The 18,006-nt window shown below is 55.5% G+C and carries 17 protein-coding genes; 7 read left to right on the top strand and 10 right to left on the bottom strand.

From position 1 onward, the window contains the following. Positions 1 to 4 precede the first annotated feature (4 nt). Complete coding sequence (locus tag VH413_20550; protein ID HEX3801094.1) at positions 5 to 517, top strand: YetF domain-containing protein; 513 nt, start codon at positions 5 to 7, stop codon at positions 515 to 517. 3 nt (positions 518 to 520) lie between these two features. Further along, a complete protein-coding gene (locus VH413_20545) occupies positions 521 to 1,456 on the top strand; it encodes a YihY/virulence factor BrkB family protein (GenBank protein HEX3801093.1) in 936 nt (311 codons plus the stop codon). A gap of 17 nt (positions 1,457 to 1,473) precedes the next feature. On the opposite strand, the gene VH413_20540 is transcribed toward VH413_20545, so the two are convergent. The 9 genes from VH413_20540 to VH413_20500 are packed head-to-tail and all read right to left on the bottom strand — an operon-like array spanning position 1,474 to position 11,111. Further along, entirely contained in the window at positions 1,474 to 3,243 is a 1,770-nt protein-coding gene (locus tag VH413_20540) for an ATP-binding protein (protein HEX3801092.1), read from the bottom strand. Between the two features lie 11 nt (positions 3,244 to 3,254). Continuing rightward, positions 3,255 to 3,869, bottom strand: coding sequence for a chemotaxis protein CheC (locus tag VH413_20535; protein HEX3801091.1), 615 nt, complete (start codon positions 3,867 to 3,869; stop codon positions 3,255 to 3,257). Continuing rightward, positions 3,860 to 4,237 (bottom strand): response regulator, encoded by a 378-nt coding sequence (locus tag VH413_20530; GenBank protein ID HEX3801090.1) that lies wholly within the window; start codon positions 4,235 to 4,237, stop codon positions 3,860 to 3,862. Before VH413_20530 ends, VH413_20535 begins: the two co-directional genes overlap by 10 nt. After that, positions 4,234 to 5,271: a chemotaxis response regulator protein-glutamate methylesterase gene (locus VH413_20525; GenBank protein HEX3801089.1), complete on the bottom strand. Its 1,038-nt coding sequence runs from the start codon at positions 5,269 to 5,271 to the stop codon at positions 4,234 to 4,236. Before VH413_20525 ends, VH413_20530 begins: the two co-directional genes overlap by 4 nt. Positions 5,272 to 5,276: 5 nt before the next feature. Further along, positions 5,277 to 6,077, bottom strand: a complete 801-nt coding sequence (locus VH413_20520) for a protein-glutamate O-methyltransferase CheR (GenBank protein HEX3801088.1) — start codon at positions 6,075 to 6,077, stop codon at positions 5,277 to 5,279. Between the two features lie 41 nt (positions 6,078 to 6,118). Further along, positions 6,119 to 8,176 carry a methyl-accepting chemotaxis protein gene (locus tag VH413_20515; GenBank protein HEX3801087.1) on the bottom strand — a complete coding sequence of 686 codons (2,058 nt, stop codon included), beginning with the start codon at positions 8,174 to 8,176 and terminating at the stop codon, positions 6,119 to 6,121. A gap of 2 nt (positions 8,177 to 8,178) precedes the next feature. Further along, the gene (locus tag VH413_20510) at positions 8,179 to 8,667 is read right to left on the bottom strand and encodes a chemotaxis protein CheW (GenBank protein HEX3801086.1); all 489 of its coding nucleotides are present in this window, start codon (positions 8,665 to 8,667) and stop codon (positions 8,179 to 8,181) included. A gap of 15 nt (positions 8,668 to 8,682) precedes the next feature. Next, the gene (locus VH413_20505) at positions 8,683 to 10,686 is read right to left on the bottom strand and encodes a chemotaxis protein CheA (protein ID HEX3801085.1); all 2,004 of its coding nucleotides are present in this window, start codon (positions 10,684 to 10,686) and stop codon (positions 8,683 to 8,685) included. Then, positions 10,683 to 11,111, bottom strand: a complete 429-nt coding sequence (locus VH413_20500; GenBank protein ID HEX3801084.1) for a response regulator — start codon at positions 11,109 to 11,111, stop codon at positions 10,683 to 10,685. Before VH413_20500 ends, VH413_20505 begins: the two co-directional genes overlap by 4 nt. Before the next feature lie 144 nt (positions 11,112 to 11,255). Between VH413_20500 and VH413_20495 the strand changes: the two genes are divergently transcribed. The 4 genes from VH413_20495 to tsaD all read left to right on the top strand — a co-directional run bounded on the left by VH413_20495 (position 11,256) and on the right by tsaD (position 15,068). Beyond that, complete coding sequence (locus VH413_20495; GenBank protein HEX3801083.1) at positions 11,256 to 11,828, top strand: tRNA-(ms[2]io[6]A)-hydroxylase; 573 nt, start codon at positions 11,256 to 11,258, stop codon at positions 11,826 to 11,828. 64 nt (positions 11,829 to 11,892) lie between these two features. After that, positions 11,893 to 12,573 carry a 2-C-methyl-D-erythritol 4-phosphate cytidylyltransferase gene (gene ispD / locus VH413_20490; GenBank protein ID HEX3801082.1) on the top strand — a complete coding sequence of 227 codons (681 nt, stop codon included), beginning with the start codon at positions 11,893 to 11,895 and terminating at the stop codon, positions 12,571 to 12,573. A gap of 110 nt (positions 12,574 to 12,683) precedes the next feature. Beyond that, positions 12,684 to 14,000 carry a S41 family peptidase gene (locus VH413_20485; GenBank protein ID HEX3801081.1) on the top strand — a complete coding sequence of 439 codons (1,317 nt, stop codon included), beginning with the start codon at positions 12,684 to 12,686 and terminating at the stop codon, positions 13,998 to 14,000. Between the two features lie 45 nt (positions 14,001 to 14,045). Beyond that, positions 14,046 to 15,068 (top strand): tRNA (adenosine(37)-N6)-threonylcarbamoyltransferase complex transferase subunit TsaD, encoded by a 1,023-nt coding sequence (gene tsaD, locus VH413_20480; GenBank protein HEX3801080.1) that lies wholly within the window; start codon positions 14,046 to 14,048, stop codon positions 15,066 to 15,068. A 162-nt stretch (positions 15,069 to 15,230) separates the two neighbouring features. Here the strand turns inward: tsaD and VH413_20475 are convergent, their stop codons facing one another. Further along, on the bottom strand, positions 15,231 to 16,730 hold the full coding sequence (locus VH413_20475; protein HEX3801079.1) for a hypothetical protein: 1,500 nt from the start codon (positions 16,728 to 16,730) through the stop codon (positions 15,231 to 15,233). Positions 16,731 to 16,970: 240 nt separating this feature from the next. On the opposite strand from VH413_20475, the gene VH413_20470 reads away from it, so the two are divergent. After that, a complete protein-coding gene (locus VH413_20470) occupies positions 16,971 to 17,993 on the top strand; it encodes a Gfo/Idh/MocA family oxidoreductase (protein ID HEX3801078.1) in 1,023 nt (340 codons plus the stop codon). Positions 17,994 to 18,006: the final 13 nt, after the last annotated feature.

Raw genomic sequence — 18,006 nt, 5'->3', positions numbered from 1 at the left:
GCCGATGAAAGATTTTTGCGATGCTTTTAATTCAGCGCTGGGACTCAACTCCAATCCCCAAAATCTTACGTTCTTCCAAATCGGCTTGCGCGCGGTGATTGTTTTTCTGGCGTCCCTGATCATTGTGCGAATCGGCAACAAAAGATTTCTCGCCAATAAAACCGCGTTCGACGCGATCCTGGCATTCATACTTGGGTCCATGCTCGCGCGTGCCATCAACGGCAATGTGGCTTTTTTCCCGACGCTGGGTGGAGGTTTTGTGTTGATCACGCTTCATCGGTTCATCGCATTTTTATCACGCGATTCGCATTGGTTCGGCAACCTGGTCAAAGGTCATACAGTGCCTTTGATCAAGGATGGCGAAGTAAACCGCGACGCGATGCGCAAACATGATTTGAGCGAACATGATTTGCTCGAAGACCTGCGGCTCAACGGCAATGTTGAAGATCCGTCAAAAGTAAAGGCGGCTTATTTCGAGAGAGACGGCCAAATCACAGTCGTAAAAGAAACTTCGTGAACCATGAAAAAGCGCACAAACCTATTTCGAGACATTATTGGCCTATGCAAGGAAACTTTCTCCGCGTGGGTGGGCATCAATACTCCGCGCCTCGGCGCTTCGCTCGCCTACTACACGGTCTTCGCGATTGCGCCGCTGTTTTTGATTGTGCTGCGCGTCGCGGGAATTTGGTTTGGCCAGGAAGCGGCGCAGCATGAATTATTCGGGCAGGTGCAACAGCTTTTGGGAAAGGCGGGCGCGACCGCGATTGAGTCCATGGTGACTTCGGCATCCAACCAGGCGAGCGCCGGACGCTGGGCGACATTGATTGCGATCGTGACCTTGGGCGTGGGTGTGACCGGAGTCTTTGTCGAACTTCAAGACGCGCTGAATACCGTTTGGCAAGTGAAACGCGCCTCGGGCCACGGCGTCCGGCAATTCATCAAAGACCGGTTGCTGTCCTTCGGCGTGGTGATCGGGATTGGATTTCTGCTTTTGGTCTCGCTGGTGTTAAGCGCGGGACTTGCGGGCGTAGGAAAATATGTGCAAGGACTCATGCCCAGCGAACATTTCTTTTGGAGCACCGTCAACTTCGTGGTATCGCTCGGCGTCATCACCGTGCTTTTTTCCATGATCTTCAAAGTATTGCCGGATGTGAAAATGGCGTGGCGCGACGTGTGGGTGGGCGGTTTCATCACGGCGGTGCTTTTCAATCTGGGCAAATTTGTGCTGGGACTTTATCTGGGCCGCAGCAGTGTCACCTCGGCCTACGGCGCGGCGGGTTCGCTGGTGATCATTCTGATGTGGGTATATTATTCGGCGCAGATCTTATTTTTTGGCGCGCAATTCACGCGGGTTTACGCGAATAAATACGGGTCAAAGATGCAACCCGTCGCCGGAGCGCAACTGGTGGATGCCACGGCTGATCGAAAGCTGCCGGCTCGCGCCGCTGCTCATTAATTACCGTCCCGCTGGTTTCAAACGGCAGGAAGTTCGATCCAAAAGCGGCTGCCTTTTCCCAACTCGGATTCCACGCCGCAGGTTCCCCCCATCCGTTGCATGGCTCGCGCAACGATGGCCAGACCCATGCCGGTTCCTTCATAACTTTCCGCAGTGACGCCGCGTTCAAAGATCCCAAAAATTTTCTGGTGCGCTTCCTCGGGTATTCCGATGCCTTCATCGGTGACCCAAATGCGGACGCGGCTCGCCTGGTTTTCCAATGGCGGTGTGCCGGCGTCAGGCGCCGCCGGTTCAACCGAATTGAATAATAACGGACGCGACCGCGTGCTGGGCGTGACCCCGCTCATCAATTCAGAAAAAATGGTGATCTTCGTTTTAGCCTGCGGACTTACGAATTTGGCCGCATTGTCTATGAGATTGGAGAGGACCTGTTGCAGCAGCGCTTTTTGCGCGCGCACCGGATGAAGCGGCGAAACGATGGTGACAGCTTGTCTAATTGCCGGGACGCGAAGGGCCAGCACATTTTCAATGATCGGCGCAACCTCGACGGGTCCCAGCAGGACTTCCTGCCGCGAGACTTCACTAAAATGCAGCAAGTCATGGATGAGCGCCTCCATGCGTTTGGGAGTGCGCGCTAATTTTTCGATGATGGCGCTGGCATCAGGAGGGAGAACGCCGGCAAAATCTTCCAGCAAAACTTCGCAGTAACCGACCATGCCGCGAACGGGCGCTTTCAGATCGTGCGCGAGCGTGTAGGAAAAAGTTTCGAGTTCAGAAATGGTTTCCTGCAAACGGGACGTGCGTTCCTGGACTTTTTGTTCCAAAAGTTGAGCGTCGTTGGACAGTTGCTCTTTGGCGCGCTGCAATTCGAGACTGGTATTTTCCCGATCCACCGCGGTGGCGAGATACTGGGCAATCGTCGTCAACAAATCGGATTCGTCAGTGGCGATGGTCTTGCGGCTCCAGGTGGCGAAACAAAGCAGGCCGATGGGGTGATCATTGGCGAAAAGCGGAATGGCGACGGCGGCGGCGATGCCCGCATTTTTCAAGATGGCATATTCGGGCTCCGAATGTTTTTGAACGTCATCAAAAATAACCATCTCACGCTTGTCGGCTACGGCCGCGAGCAACGGATATTCCGCAAAATCTTTTTCCAGTCCAGGTGCGATGCCGCCCGCCGCATACAAGCCGAGCGCTCCCGTGGCCATATCGCGGAAATAAAGAAAAAAAGTATCGAAGTCCAGGTGCTCGGCGATTTTGAAGAAAAGCTGGCGGATGGTTTTCTTGGGTTCGTCCGCCTTGAGGAGATGTGCCAGAGCCCATGACAGCACTTCATCACGGCGATGCTGGCGGCTCAAGGCCTCGGCCTGATTTTCCCGCTGAGTCACGTCTTCGATCACGACCACCACGCCGCACACGGCGCGGTCCAGCACCAGCGGAGTGATACGCGCCGTCTGGCGCATGTGGCCTTCCAGTTCGCGCAAGGGCGATGCAAACGGCAGAAGATACCGGTGCAGCGCGGTCGAAAGCACGCTCGACTCGCCGTTCAATGCGCGTTCAAAAGGTGAAACCAGTTTGCGATCGCGCAAATCAGGAAAGAGCGTAAAAATTTCCTTGCCGATAATTTCGGCGGAGCGAATACCACTGTGCGTTTCCATCCAGCCGTTCCAACTTTGAACCCGAAACGAGGTGTCCAGCGTGAATACGCCGTAGGGAGCGGTTTGCTGAATCCACGCCAGCAGGGCAGTTTCTCTTTTTGAGGCTTGATTATCTTCCGGGCTCGACATTCAAACGTATATTAGCTCAATTCGCGGTCTTCCCACTTTTTTAATTCATCGAGGAGTGTCTCCAGCGACGTGACGCCCAAAATGATGACCAAATATCCGCTGACATCGCGGACGCGCATGTGAAAACTGGTATGCACCAGCAAGGCGTATTCAAGGCTGCGGTCAGAGACGGTAATGGATTTGAGCACCTTTTCCATCAGTTCGATTTGCAGCGAAGGAACTGTGAAAGTCACCTGCACTTTCAAAAGATTGCCGAACGCTCCAAGACAGGCGTTCAAGACGATGTTGCCGACTTCCGTGATGACTTCGCGGGCGGCGCCATCGAAGCCCTTCACCTCCGGCCGGTCGGTGAGCACTTGATTGAGAAGCACGGCGGCTTCGCGATCCAAAAGCAATATGGCGTTGCCGGTGATTGGCCCCGAAAACACCTGATTGACGCTCGCCACTTCGCCCTTGATCACTCCCGTCAGCTTTTCGGAAATCTCCGGGATGAGATAAATGCCCACTTCGGGAACTTCAAGCGTGATGCGATGTCCCGTCAGATCGGAGAGAGCGGCGGCGGCACGGGCATAACCGATATTGATCAGTTCCGTCAACGCGTCCTTCTGGCTGGAAGTTAGTTCCATACGGTTCCTCCCGCGAGCACGACGTCGAGAATCTCGGATAAACTATCTTTGTCTAAAGGTTTGTTGATGATGGCGGCTGCACCGGCGCTTTTCACCTGGTCGCGAGTGGAGCGCTGGATATCCGCCGTGGCGATGATGACCGGCAACTTTGGATTTAACTCCTGAAATTTTTGCAGCACGTCCACGCCGTACATGCCGTGCATGACCAGATCGAGCACGACGAGATCGTGGCCGTTGATCGCGTATTTTTCCAGCGCTTCCGCGCCGTCCGCCGCTTCTTCCACTTCATACCCCAATTCCTCCAGGATTCTGCGCGTCAGGCGGCGCGCCAGACTGGAATCGTCCACCACCAAAATTTTGCTTTTCATAATCGTTCGCTGATTTCCTTCGCCAGTGAGGTGAGCGGCACCGCTGCATCGCTTAATCCCGCTTCGGCGACGGAACGAGGCATCCCGTAAATAATGCAGGTTTCTTCGGACTCGGTCAAAACCATTCCGCCTTCGGCTTTTATCCAGGCGGATCCGGCTTTGCCGTCATCGCCCATGCCAGTCATGACCACACCCAAAACTCGGTCGCCATAAACCTGCGCGGCGGATTGAAAAAGCACATCCACGGACGGCCGATGGGGTTTGTCCACCGGTTCGAGTGAAAGCCGCACGCATACCTCGCGATTGGAATGACGCTCGAGTTTCAAATGGCGCCCAGCCGGGGCAAGCAATACTTCGCCCGCTTTGATGATGTCGCCGTCGCTCGCTTCCTTCACGGGAAGCGCAGAGATTTCCGCCAGTTTTTCGGCAAAGCTCGCCGTATAACCCACCGGCATGTGCAACACCATTATCAACGGCACCGGAAATCCGGCGGCAAATTGGGGAATTAAATAACGCAGTGCCTGTGGGCCACCAGTCGAGGTGCCCAGCACGACCACGTCAAATTTGGCCTTGGCGCGGACGGTCAGGGGACGCTCCGGCACAGTTTCAGGTTTCGACAGCGGCAACACCCGCGCGGATGCGCGCGCGGCATCTTTCACCTTCTCCATCAGTTGATCCCGGATCAGAAAAAGATCGTCATTGGCCAGAGTGGAGGGCTTTTGAAGAAAATCCACCGCGCCCGCCCCAAGCGCTTCCATCACCCGCTCGCCGTCTTCCGGCGATGCCGTCAAAATAACTATAGGCACGGAGCGTTTGGCCATCTGTTTGCGAACGAAGCCAACGCCATCCAATTCGGGCATGTTCAGGTCGCAAGTGATGACATCCGGGCGCAAATCTTCCGCCATTTCAAGAGCGTCTTCTCCATTTCTGGCCGCGCCCACGACTTCGATTTGCGGACTGCGGGAAAGCATTTCGCGCACGACTTTGCGGACGAAGGCTGAATCATCAACGATAAGAACTTTTATAATGCTCATGCTGCTTAAATGCGCACGTAAGCCAGCGCATCGCCGATTTCCCGCAGTTCAAAATCCGTGGTCATTTTCAAAAGCGATTCCGCCGCGCCCACGAACAGATGTCCGCCGGAGGGCATGCGCCGTGCCATGCCGGCGACAGTTTGCCGGATGGCATGAGGCGAAAAATAAATGAAAACATTCCGGCAAAAAATGACATGCGCGCGGGCAAGGGAGGCGAGGTCGGCAGATTCAAAAAGATTCGCGCGCTTGAAGCGAACGCGGCGGGTGATTTCCGGCGTTAATTTCCATCCGCCGGGAACCGTCTCAAAATATTTCTGGCGCAGCGCCAGAGGAAGAGTCCGAAAAGATTTTTCCCGATAGGTTGCAGTCGCGGCTTTTTGCAGCGCGGCGGGATTGGCATCGCTCCCGGTGATCTCGATGGGGTGTGAACCGAAACCCGCCTCGGCCAGCGCGATTGCGATAGAAAAAGGTTCTTCGCCCGAAGCGCAGGCGGCCGACCAGATGCGAAAAGGCCCGGGGCGTTTCGCGAACCATTGCGGGACGATCAAGTCCGCGAGGGCGTTGAGTTGCGAAGCCTCGCGCCAGAAATAGGTTTCCAGAACCGAAAGGGCCTCCCACGCGCGGCTCCATTCGGCGGTGTCATTGTCTTTGAGAGCGTAGTAATAATCGAGGAAGGACGCATTCCCACGGCTTTGCGCGAGCGGTGTGAGTTTCTCGATCAATAATGATAAGCGCGCGTCGTCAAAAAAGATTCCCGTCCGTTCATGAATCAAATCACGCAACAGGCCCGGAATCCCGTCCGGCACTCGCAACTGCCCAAAACTCTTATCCGGTGTGAAGCCAGTGCTCAGGCATTTCCTTCAGGTTTTGCGGACGGCGATTTCACTTTGCGGCTTTGCGGCGCGGGCGCGCCTTTGCCTTTGCCGTTTCCATTCGAGATTTGGCGGACCTCCTGGCCATTCTTTTTCGACAGTTCGCGGACTTTTTCTATTTTGGTGAGGATGGTGACGGTGGATTTGGAATTTTCCACATTCGCGGCGGCAATCAGTTTGATCTGCTTGCTGATGCTGGCCGCGTCTGTGCTCACGCCCTTGAAGTTCCGCGCCTGTTCCTTCATCGCTTTCGTGGCCTGCACGGACTGTTGCTGAAGGTCGCTCGCCGCCGCGGTGATCTCCTGGCAATTTCTGGCCGATTCGGTCATGGCCTTGGCCACACTGGAAAATTGCGTGGTCAGCCTTACGGTTTCCTTTGCCACTTGTTCCACCGCTGTGGATTGCTCGGCGACGGAACGGACTGTCGAGGCCGCGCCCTTGCGCATCATTTCGATGGACTTGACGATTTGCCCGGCGCCGGCCGCTTGCTCCACCATCGCGCGCTTGACCTGGGACGCCACGTTGGTGGTGGTCTGCGCTGCTTTGATGATCTCACGCGCGGCCCGCGCCTGCTCGCTGTTGGCTTGAGAAACTTCCTTGGCTCCCTTGCGGATTTGCGCGGTGGCCTGGACGATTTGCGCGGCGCCTTTCGCCTGTTCGGAAGTATTCACGGCGATTTCCCGCACCTGGGTTGTGACCGATCCGATGGACTCGCCTACTTTTTTCACGGCGACACTCTGCTCATCCGACGCGCGGCTGATTTGCGAAATCAAGGCGGAGCTTTCGGTGATTCCTGTCAAGATAGTTTTCAACCCGTCCAGTCCCACTTGAGAAAGCCGGCTACTTTCCTCGGCGATGCGGCCGCCCGCATTGGAGGCTTCGGTCGCCTCGCGGGTCGCGTCTTCCAGACCGCGCACGATCTCGGTGATTTCAGCGGTGGCCTTGGCGCAACGGTCGGCCAGATTGCGAATCTCCTCCGCCACCACGGCGAACCCGCGGCCAGCCTCGCCCGCGCGCGCCGCCTCAATGGAAGCGTTGAGCGAAAGCAAATTGGTGCGCTCGGCGATGACATTGATCGTGCTGACAATTCCGGTGATGTCGCGAGTGCGCTTGTTGAGTTCGCGCATGACAGTGGTTGACTGAGTCATGGCAGTCGCCACCCGGGCGATGCCTTCGATGGATTTTTGCACGGTCTCGCCGCCTTCCTGAGCCTGCCGCGAAACCTTGCGGGAAATTTCTTCGGTGCGCTTGATCAATGAATTGACCGAACCGCTGGTTTGCTCCATTTGCGCGGCGTTGGCAGCGGCATCAGCGGCGACCTGTTTGATGACTTCGCCATTCTTCGCCACGCCTTGAATCTGGCGGGCCATTTGCTCGATGGACGTGCTGGTCTCTTCAACCGACGTGGCGAGGCTTTCACTCATGCCGCCGACTTCTTCAATGGAAGCCGCCATTTCATTGATGGAAGATGAAGTCTCCTCGGCGGCAACCGCAAGGTCTTCGCTGCTGCGCGAAACGGTTTTGATGGATTGCCCCATCTCTTCGATGGCAGCGGCATTCTCGGCGATGCTCGCGGCGAGGTCTTCGGAATCGCGCCGCATGGATTTGCCGGACGCGGCGATTTCTTCCATAGCGGTCCGAATTTCCTCGCCGGATGTGACCATCTCTTGCGCGGATTTGGCCACGCCCTGAATCGATCCGGACAGTTGTTTTGCGGCGGCGGTGGTCTCGGTGGCGCTGGCTGCCACTTGCGCAATATTCGCGGAAATTTGTTCCGCTGAGGCGGCGATTTCGTTTATGGACGACGCCGTTTCTTCGGTCGAGCCGGTCACGGAGGTCGTCTGGGTGGCGGTGACTTTCAGCGAGCGGGCCAGTTCGTTGGTTTCAGTGGTGGTCTCATCCAGGACGGCGTTTTGCGCATCCAAACTTTTGGTCACGCTCGCGAGCAGGGTGCGCACATGATCGGCATCGGCGGTCTGGCGCGAAGTTCCGTTGGCGGTTTGAAGTTTGGAAGGAGAATTGTTTCTAGGCATAACTATACTTTTGAAGTCGTATTTTCAACCAGGGTCAAAGCCTCGGACGGGAGTTGAACATCATTCAAATTCAACACGGCCTCGAGGTCCAAAATAAGAACCACGCGCTCGCGCAACTTCACCACGGCCCGCAAATATTTGTCGTTGATTCCGGTCAAGGTTTCCTCAACGGGACGAAGTTCGCTGGCCGGGAAGGAGCGAAATTCGCGCGCCGAATCCACAATGAGTCCCACCGCGCGATCATGAATCGTGGTAAAAATAATGCGCGTCCGCACCGTATTTTTTTCGCGTGGAAGGCCGAAACGCACGCGCAGGTTCAAGGCGGGCATCACTTGGCCGCGCGAAAAAACGACGCCGTCTATCGCGGGATTGGCATTGGGAACCAGCGTCACGTGCTCGAACATCTCGATATGCAGGACATTGCGGCTGGGCAGCGCATAGACATTATCCGCGAGTTCAAACAGGACGTAGGATTCGACATTATCACTCATGTTATCATTGCGCTATCACATGCTGGTTTTAGCGGGCGTGTTAAACCGCTCAGGCGGACGGACGTTGCCGGAAGTCAGCGCGGCGCCATCCAAGATTAAAACCGGTTTGCCGTCGCCCAATTCCGTCGCGCCGCTGATGCCTTTGACTTGAACCAGCGGATCCCGCAAAACGCGAACGACAACCTCACGCTGCCCCAAAATTTGATCGGCAAGCAGCCCGATGCTGCCGCGCTCGGATTCGATAACCAGCAAGCAGTGTTTGGGCTTTGATACATTCTTGAGCCGGAAAAGTCCAGTCAATCGAATCACCGGCAGCACGGCTGTGCGATAAGGAATTGCCTCAACTCCATTTACGGTTTTAATTTGTTCATCCTGCACGTGCAAAACTTCGCGAACGGAACTCTGCGGCACGGCGCAGGTCTGGCCCCCCGCCTCGACGATTAGAGTTTCCGCGATCGCGAGCGTCAAAGGCAGCCGCAAAGTGAAGCGTGTTCCACGCCCTTCTTCGCTTTCCAAAGTCAGACTGCCTCCCAGTTCGCGAACCGTAGCATTGACGACGGCCATGCCGACGCCGCGGCCAGCCGCGCGATCCGCGTCGTCGCGAGTGGAGAAACCGGAAGCGCAAAGTATTTTGAGAATCGCTTCATTATCGAGCACCTCCGGAATTTCCAGTCCCAGTTTTTTTGCCTGTTGCAAAATGGCATTGGGATTGATGCCTTGGCCATCGTCACGCACTTCGATGATGACCGAATCGCCCGCATTCGACGCGCGCAATTCGATGACGGCGGTTTCGGGTTTTCCCATCGCCACGCGTTCGGCGGTGGTTTCAACGCCGTGACTGAAAGCATTTCTCACCAGGTGGAGCAGGGGATCCTTGAGCCGTTCGATGAGATATTTATCCATCGCCGTGTCCTGGCCCTCGAGTTTAAGCTGAACTTTCTTATCGGATTGCCGCGCCAAGTCGCGCACCACAAAAGGCATGCGCGCAAAAATTTCTGCGACCGGCACGAGACGGACTCGCGTGATGGCCTCGCGCAATTCACGCAAAGAACGGCCCAGACCGCCGCTGACTTCCTGCACCGCGCGCAGGTCCACGCGGCGGGAGTCGCGATTTAATTGCGCGATCTGCGTCTCCAATCGCGAGCGATGAATGACCATCTCGCCCGTGATGCGCATCAATTCATCGAGCTTTTTCAGGTCCACCCGCACGACGTGGGATGGCGCGAGAAATGGATTGTGCGTTTCCTCTTCCGGCGATGCCGCCGGGATTTCGGTTTCCTCCTGCGGCAATAATTGAATCGTGACTCCCCGGGTTTCCCAATCGGCGATGTCCGTCGGCGCATTTCGCGCGGCGATCAAAAATTCAAAAACAATTTCGCCCTGGGCCTTGATGATGGGCGTTGACTTGAGAATCTCGCCGACTTTCAAAAGTTGTTCGCGAACCGTGTTCACGTTCACACCCTGCGCGTTTATTTTTTTGGAAGGCGTAAAGGCGTATTTCCAAAGCTGCAAACCGCGCGACCGTGCTTCGTCCACGCTGGTCCAAAGGGTCGTATCCGAAGCCGCCATCGGCGCGGTGGGCAATTTGGTGACCGGTTCGGAATCAGACGGCGTTTCACATTGCTGCTTCAATTCGGCCAGCAGCGATTCATAACTTGGCAAGGGTTTTTGCTGACGAAAAGCGGCGACCAACTGCTCCAGCTTTTGCGTCGCGGCCATAAGCACTTCCAGACCCTTCGCCGATAGCTGCGTTTTGCCGCTGCGCATCAGGCGCAGAAAATCTTCCGTGGTATGCGCCACGGCTTCCGCCGCGCCCAAGCCAACGATGGCGGAGATGCCTTTGAAAGAATGGAAATTGCGAAAGAGATTTTCGACGACCTTGGGGTCTGGCTGGGCTTTGTTTACTGAAGCTTCCAGTTGCAGCAACGCCTGGCGAATGCCCAGTAAATGCTCATCCGCCTCGGCAAAGAAATCGTTGAGCAATTCCGCGTCCAGGCCAGTGGCGTTCCGATTGTTCAAGGCTTGACTCCGGCTGTCACAGGAACGACGCCGGTGAAGCCGAGGACGTCCCGCAGAACGCGATTGAGATCAAAAACGCGGATGGGTTTCACCAAATAATCCGTCGCCCCCAGTTGACGCGCGCGGTCAATATCCTTTTGCTGCTCGGAACCGCTTAACACAACTGTCGGGATGGCACTAGCAAGATTCTGTTTTTGCAGCCAGTCGAGAAAATCGAAACCATTCAACACCGGCATCTTCAAATCCAAAAAGATAATCTGCGGAAGCAAGTCCGTACTGGCGCACTTCCGGATAAATTCAATGGCCTCGGCCCCGTTGGAAGCGCGATGAATTGAAAAAGAAGCGCCGGATTTTTCAAGCGTGCGCTTGAAAAAAAAGACGTCATCTTCCTCATCTTCAACCAGGAGCAAAGTAGGTTTCAACATATGTACATCTTCCCGCAAATCGTATAATCACCAACTTTGACGCAATATTGCCCGATGTCAATGCGCACGCGCATTCAAACTTCTTTTGCTTTGCGGTTTATTTTTCGCGCTTGCGGCCACGCAGGCGAAAGCTAAAAGTCTCCCATGCTTTTGTTTCGTGAAAAAGTTCCCGCAGATTGGATGCCCAAGGTGCTGGCAAACTTGCCGGCCGTATTGGTGGATCACGCGCATCTGGAACGCAAAGCAGCGACGACGGCTTTGAATCTTGAAAAGTATCGCGACCTTTATCCGCGCGTCGGCGAGTTGAACGCGATTGCCATCGAGGAGTTGCAGCATTTTCAACTGGTGCTCGCGTTGTTGAAAGAGCGGGGGATTTCTTTTGGGCAGCCGTTTCCAAGTCCCTGGATCACCGGTTTGATGCGCTCGGTGCGTAACGGCCAGCGCCATCAGGTGATTGATCATTTGATTTGCTGCGCGTTCATCGAAGGCCGCAGTTGTGAGAAATTTCAATTTCTCGCAAGCGCGCTCAAACCGATAGATTCGAAGCTGGCCGATTTCTACGCCAGCCTGGTCGAATCGGAAGGCAATCATTACGCGACCTATATATTAATGGCGCGGGAAGTAGATCCCCGCGAAACGGAGCAGCGCATGGATTTTTATCTCGATCTGGATGCGAAGCTCATGCGGGAACCCAATCCGCTGCCGCTATTGCATTAGCGATGCCGAGCCTCGGCCTTTTATTTCATTCGACGACGCGCGTTTGAGACGCTAAATCACCAGCATGGTATCCGCCATTATCGTCGCCGCCGGCAAAGGCACCCGCATGGGGCCGAATATTGACAAACTATTTTTGGAAGTCGCCGGCCGGCCGGTGGTGGGGCATACGATTGAACGATTCGTCCGCGCCCATGAAGTGGACGAAGTGGTGGTTGTCGTGCGCGAAGGGATGCAAAGCGCATTTGAAGATTTGGCGAAAGAATATGGCTGGCGAAAGCCGTTGCGATTCGTCGCGGGCGGCGCGGAACGGCAGGACTCGGTTTGGAATGGTTTGCAAGCCGTCTCACCACAAGCCAAAATCGTAGCAATCCAGGACGGCGCACGTCCGTGCACGAGCGAGGCATTGATCACAGCGACGATTATCGCCGCGCGAGAAATGGGCGCAGCCGTCACCGGCCAGCCCGTGAGCGATACCATCAAGGAAAGTGCCGATGGAAAAGTCATCAGCCGCACGCTCGATCGCTCGCGGCTTTGGGCGGTGCAAACCCCGCAGACATTCCAAATCGAAGTCATTCGACGCGCATTGACGGCGGTTCGCGAACGCGGATTACAAGTGACCGATGACACCGCCGCGTGCGAATTAATCGGGCAACCAGTCCGGCTCGTGCCAACGACTGGCCCAAATCCCAAAGTGACCGTGCCCGCAGATTTGGCTTATATAGAACTGCTTTTGAAGACGGCGTAATCGTGTGGCCAACCCGCGTGGCGCGCGGTCTATTACATTCGTGAAAGGATAAGGAGTTTGCAAATTGGGTGGGCGAGATTTACTGTGTGCGGAAGGCATTTGCGAATTTTATGAAGAAACGGTTGATTTACGGTCTGATTGTAATTTTATTGGCAACGAATCTGATGATTGGCGCGCGCATTTACGTGCGTTCCGCCGGGGCGGCGGAAAAGGATTCGGCCTATCCCAGTCTCCAACTTTTTTCCTACGTGCTCGAGAAGGTTCGCAAAGATTATGTGGACGGCAAAAAATTGACTTACCAGGAACTCGTCTATGGCGCGTTGAAAGGAATGATTAATACGCTCGACCCGCACAGCGAATTCATGGAACCGTCCAAGTATGAGGATTTGCAGAAAGACACCCAGGGCGCATTCGGTGGGCTGGGCATCATGGTCGAGATGAAGGAAAAATATGTGACCGTGCTCGCGCCGATGGAAGACACGCCAGGTTACAAGGCGGGCATCCAGCCCGGCGATCGCATCGTGAAAATTGACGGCAAGAGCGCCGAGGAATTGGGATTGCAGGAAGCCGTGCAGCATCTTCGCGGCGAGCCGGGCACGGAAGTGACGATCACGACTTTCCGTCCGTCCACTGGCGTGACAAAAGACCTCACGCTCAAGCGCGCCATCATCAAGGTGGACATGGTCAAGGACATCAATAACAAAAAAGAATTTCCGCTGGGCGAAAACAAGATCGGTTACGTGCGCCTCGTGCAATTCGGTGAAAAAACCAGCGATGATTTGGAGAAGGCGTTGCGCAAATTAAAAGAGGAAGGCATGCAGGGTCTCGTGCTGGACTTGCGTTGGAATCCGGGCGGGTTGCTGGATCAGGCGGTGGATGTTTGCCAAAAATTCTTGCCGCGCGGCTCGCTCATCGTTTCGACCGAGGGCCAAAATCATTCGCAGGACTCGAAGCGTTTTTCCACCGGCCACGGCGATGAATTGAACGGCATGCCGATGGTGATTTTGGTCAATGTGAACAGCGCGAGCGCGTCGGAAATCGTCGCCGGTTGTTTGCAGGATTATCATCGCGCGGAAATTTTGGGCGAAAGAACTTTCGGCAAGGGTTCCGTGCAAAGCATCCTGCCACTGGAAGACGGTTCGGCGCTGCGGTTGACGACGGCCAAGTACTATACGCCGAGCCACAAGGTCATTCACGGGCAGGGTATCACGCCGGATTCCATCGTGCCGATGTCGGATGACGAAGAGCTTGCCGTGCGGATGAAGAGCCGTCCGGGATTGGAAACTTTGACGGACAAGCAGCAGGAGGAATTGCGTAATTCCCATGATGTGCAGTTGGAACGTGCGACGGATTTGCTGCGCGGCATTTTGTTCTACACGCATCACTCCGCGAAGCAGCCGGAGAAAATGGCGGCGAACGAGAAGTAAAATGTTTCGTCATCGCGAGCGTCCATCTGTGCGCCGCACATTTTCATGACCCTGCTTGCGATTGAAACCTCCTGCGACGAAACCAGCGTCGCGGTGATTCGCGAGGGCAGGGTGCTGGCGAGCTTGGTGGCTTCGCAAATCGAACTCCATGCCGAATACGGCGGCGTGGTGCCGGAACTGGCGGCGCGTGAGCACTTGAGAAATCTGCTGCCCATCGCGCGCGCGACGATGGGGGACGCGAATATTTCGGCGAAGGATTTGGACGCGGTCGCCGCAACGCAGGGGCCGGGTTTGCCGAACGCATTGCTGCTTGGACTCAAGGCCGCGCAATCGCTGGCTTTCGTTTTGCGCAAACCGTTTCTTGGAATTCATCATCACGAAGCGCATTTGTATTCCCCATGGATTTCCGGCGAACCGCCCGTTGCGGATTTCGACGCCTTTGAGCCGAACATCTCGCTGATCGTCAGCGGCGGTCACACGATGCTCGTGCATGTGAAGTCGGAGTTGGAACATCACGTGTTGGGCTCGACCATTGACGATGCCGCCGGGGAATGTTTTGACAAAGTCGCGAAAATGATCGGGCTGCCGTATCCCGGCGGGCCGGAGATTGACCGGCTGGCCGCGTTAGGCAAGCCGGCTTTCGATTTTCCGCGTCCGATGTTGAAGGATGCCAGCGACGATTTCAGTTTCAGCGGATTGAAAACTTCGGCGCGCTATTTCATCCGTGATCATCCGGCAACGCTCGAAAATGCGGGCCAGCTAAATGATTTATGCGCGAGCGTACAGGCTGCGATTGTGGAAGTGCTGGTGACAAAAACCATGCGCGCGGCTGAACGGCTGGGAGTGAAGTGCGTGACGGCATCCGGCGGGGTGACGTGCAACCGGGCATTACGCAAAGAACTCGAAGATGCCTGCGCTCGCAAGAAATTAAAACTTCGCCTGGCCGCGCGCGATTTATGCACCGACAACGCTGCAATGATCGGCATCCTGGCCGAACGAAAATTTTTGCACGGCGCACAATCTACCGATCTTGACGGAGAAATTAAACCCGGATGGATGTTGCAATAGGATAATTTTTTAGCCACGGATGGAACACTGAAGAAACACGGATGAGATTCTGAAGTTAGGCTTTTTCAGTGTTCAATCCGTACCTGTAAGTCTTTCTCCCTTTGGCCGTCCGCAAGGACCTCCGCGCCTCCGTATCTCCGCGGTTCAACTCGGCTTTTCTTTTTAAGGCGCAATCTGGTAACTCATGAACGCGAGCTTCGTGCTATCGGGCGACCACGAAGGGACGTTGATCGTGCCCTGGCCGCCGAAGAGTTTTGCGATGACTTGGATTTTTCCGCCTTCGGCGGGCATCAGGCGCAGCAGGACGGTTTTGTTTTCGGGATGGCCGGTGACCGTTTTATCATAGGAAAGAAACGCCAGCCATTTGCCGTTCGGCGAAAGGTGCGGGAACCAATTATTATATTCGTCAGACGTGATTTGCTCGGGGTGCGAGCCGTCGGGAGCCATGCGCCAGATCTGCATTTGGCCGGTGCGCTCGGAATTGAAATAAACATATTGCGTGTCCGGTGAAAATTCCGGGCCATCGTCCAGGCCGGGCGCGGTTGTGAGGCGCTTCTCTTCGCCACCGGCGGCGGGAATGGAATAGACATCGAATTCATCATTTCGCTGGCCACAGAAAACCAGCGTGTCGCCATCCGTGGACCAGCCATGCCAATACGACGGCCCAAGTTTGGTGATTTGCCGGGGCGTGCCGCCGTCAATGGGCACGATGTAAACCAGCGATTTTTTTTCCTTCGTCCCATCGCTGATGGCGAGAAATTTTCCGTCGGGCGAAATGCCGTGATCATTGTTGCAATGAATCGCGAAGCCGGTGTCGAGCTTGATCGGTTCGCCGCCTTCAACTGGCAGGCGGTAGATATGGCCGCCGCCGTTGAACAAAAAGTAAGAGCCATCGCGCGACCAATTCGGCGCTTCGATATGATTGGTCGTGAAATAAATGGCGCGGCGATCGAAGGAAGGAATCGCGACCGTTTCGAGCGTACTGTAAGTGGTGAGCTTGGTTGAGGCAACGGGCGGTTTTTCCTCGGCGAACTGGACGTTGCTAAAAATAGCCTGGCAGTTCGTCGCGTTATCATGGGCGCAAACGCCGAGGCCGATGTAATAGGGACCGTCGAGATGCAGTTCAAAAGCGCCACCGGCGGGATGAAGCTGCCCGTTTTTTTCCGCGACGGAAATTGTCGCATAATTACCGTGTTTCTCGATGCGCAAGCGCGTTGGGCCGATGATATTCGCCTGGATTTCGCGCGTTGTGGCGTTGCCGGTCTCGCGACATTGCAGAGACGTGAGGCCGCTGCCGTGAACGGCGGCGTCGGCGTAAGGAGAATCGGTGTTCAGATTTTGGCGGATGAGCAGACAGGCTTTGCGATGCGGATTGCCCTCCGTGCCGACGAACGAAATATCAGCGGCGAGCGAGGCATCGCCGGAAACTTTTTTCCAGACGAAATGAAAAGCATCGTTGGTGAACCACATATTGCCGCCGCCGCCGGTGACTTGGTAAGTGCCTTTGGCGGCATCGAACTTTCCCGAGCCGATCAGGGCGGTATCGCCAATGTCATTTTGGCCGCTGAAAATGCCGAGCGAGGCATCGCTGTTTTGTGCGCAAGTGGAAATAGCGGTAAATCCTGCGGCGGCAATCGCCAGAAAAATGGAGCGGTGGTTCATGCGGTGATTAGAAGGTTTTAAGAGCGATTGGCAAGTGGGAAGTGTGTCGTGAGAACGCAGGACACACATCATTTAACCGCGGAGACGCGGAGGCGCGGAGGACTGATGCGAGAAGACCAATGGCAGGCAAGTTGGAGAGAAAATTTTGCGGAAGTAGGCGATGTTCCACAAACTTTCGGCGCGCACAATTTGATATACAGCTGGCGTGGTGAAGGATTATTTTCTTGCTCACATAAATTTATGGAAACTTCTGAGCTTGGATTTGGGATTGTGGGACCCGGAGCGATCGCGGCGGTGGTGGCGGATGCGATTGCGAAATCGAAGAATGCAAAATTAACGGCGGTGTCCAGCCGTCGCCTGGAGAATGCGAAGAATTTTATCGCCAAGCGCGAGGGCGCCGTCGCGGTGGAAGGTTGGGAGGCGTTGCTGAAACGTGCAGATGTCGGCGCGATTTATGTCGCGACGCCAACGGTGGCGAAGGAGGAGATTGCGCTGGCGGCGATTGCTGCGGGCAAGCACGTGCTGGTGGACAAGCCATTTGCGAATACGGCGTCGGTGTTGCGCATGACGAAGGCGGCGGAAGCGAAGGACGTGGTGTTCATGGACGCGACCCATTTTGTGCATCATCCGCGAACGGCGGCCATTCGCGCCGCGAGCGCGGAGAAAATCGGTTCACCGAAATCGTTGCACACGATTTTTTATTTCCCGATCACGAACCGGAATAATATCCGGTTCGACAAAAAGCAGGAGCCAATGACCGCGCTGGGCGACATGGCGTGGTACTCGATTCGCGCGCTGGTGGAATATCTGCGTCCGCAAGGGCGCGTGACGAAAGCGTTGACCGTGCCGGAACTTGATCCAAAAAACGGCGCGATCATCCGCGCGTCGGGGCTCATTGCATTCGACAGCGGTGAGATTTCGACTTTTGACATCGGTTATACGGCGGGGACGGTGGTGATGGATTTGGAACTGCTCGGCACCAGCGGTTTTATCACGATGGACGATTTCGTTTTGGATTGGCCGGGAAGTTTTGCGTTTGGAAAACCGAACGTGCCGATTGGTTACACCCATCGCACGGGCATGGACACGCGCAAGGATGCGAAATTTATTTCCACACCGGCAAACGTAGCGCAGGAAGTTTCGATGATTGAAGATTTTGCTGAACTTGCCGCGAGCGGAAATGCTCAGAAGCGCGCCGAGTATGTCAATGCCTCGCTAAAGACGCAGGAATATTTGGATGCGATTTTTGCATCTGTCGCGTGACGATGCCCCTTTG

The sequence above is a fragment of the Verrucomicrobiia bacterium genome, from assembly GCA_036268055.1.
In the GTDB taxonomy this organism is placed as follows: domain Bacteria; phylum Verrucomicrobiota; class Verrucomicrobiia; order Limisphaerales; family Pedosphaeraceae; genus DATAUW01.
The sequence above is the reverse complement of the archived record's forward strand: the minus strand, read 5'-3'. Positions and strand labels throughout refer to the sequence as shown.

Excerpts from the sequence above, each read along its gene's own strand:
- VH413_20550 (HEX3801094.1), top strand. The coding sequence starts at position 5 with ATGAAAGATTTTTGCGATGCTTTTAATTCAGCGCTGGGACTCAACTCC.
- VH413_20545 (HEX3801093.1), top strand. The coding sequence starts at position 521 with ATGAAAAAGCGCACAAACCTATTTCGAGACATTATTGGCCTATGCAAG.
- VH413_20540 (HEX3801092.1), bottom strand. The coding sequence starts at position 3,243 with ATGTCGAGCCCGGAAGATAATCAAGCCTCAAAAAGAGAAACTGCCCTG.
- VH413_20535 (HEX3801091.1), bottom strand. The coding sequence starts at position 3,869 with ATGGAACTAACTTCCAGCCAGAAGGACGCGTTGACGGAACTGATCAAT.
- VH413_20530 (HEX3801090.1), bottom strand. The coding sequence starts at position 4,237 with ATGAAAAGCAAAATTTTGGTGGTGGACGATTCCAGTCTGGCGCGCCGC.
- VH413_20525 (HEX3801089.1), bottom strand. The coding sequence starts at position 5,271 with ATGAGCATTATAAAAGTTCTTATCGTTGATGATTCAGCCTTCGTCCGC.
- VH413_20515 (HEX3801087.1), bottom strand. The coding sequence starts at position 8,176 with ATGCCTAGAAACAATTCTCCTTCCAAACTTCAAACCGCCAACGGAACT.
- VH413_20510 (HEX3801086.1), bottom strand. The coding sequence starts at position 8,667 with ATGAGTGATAATGTCGAATCCTACGTCCTGTTTGAACTCGCGGATAAT.
- VH413_20500 (HEX3801084.1), bottom strand. The coding sequence starts at position 11,111 with ATGTTGAAACCTACTTTGCTCCTGGTTGAAGATGAGGAAGATGACGTC.
- VH413_20495 (HEX3801083.1), top strand. The coding sequence starts at position 11,256 with ATGCTTTTGTTTCGTGAAAAAGTTCCCGCAGATTGGATGCCCAAGGTG.
- ispD (HEX3801082.1), top strand. The coding sequence starts at position 11,893 with ATGGTATCCGCCATTATCGTCGCCGCCGGCAAAGGCACCCGCATGGGG.
- VH413_20485 (HEX3801081.1), top strand. The coding sequence starts at position 12,684 with ATGAAGAAACGGTTGATTTACGGTCTGATTGTAATTTTATTGGCAACG.
- tsaD (HEX3801080.1), top strand. The coding sequence starts at position 14,046 with ATGACCCTGCTTGCGATTGAAACCTCCTGCGACGAAACCAGCGTCGCG.
- VH413_20475 (HEX3801079.1), bottom strand. The coding sequence starts at position 16,730 with ATGAACCACCGCTCCATTTTTCTGGCGATTGCCGCCGCAGGATTTACC.
- VH413_20470 (HEX3801078.1), top strand. The coding sequence starts at position 16,971 with ATGGAAACTTCTGAGCTTGGATTTGGGATTGTGGGACCCGGAGCGATC.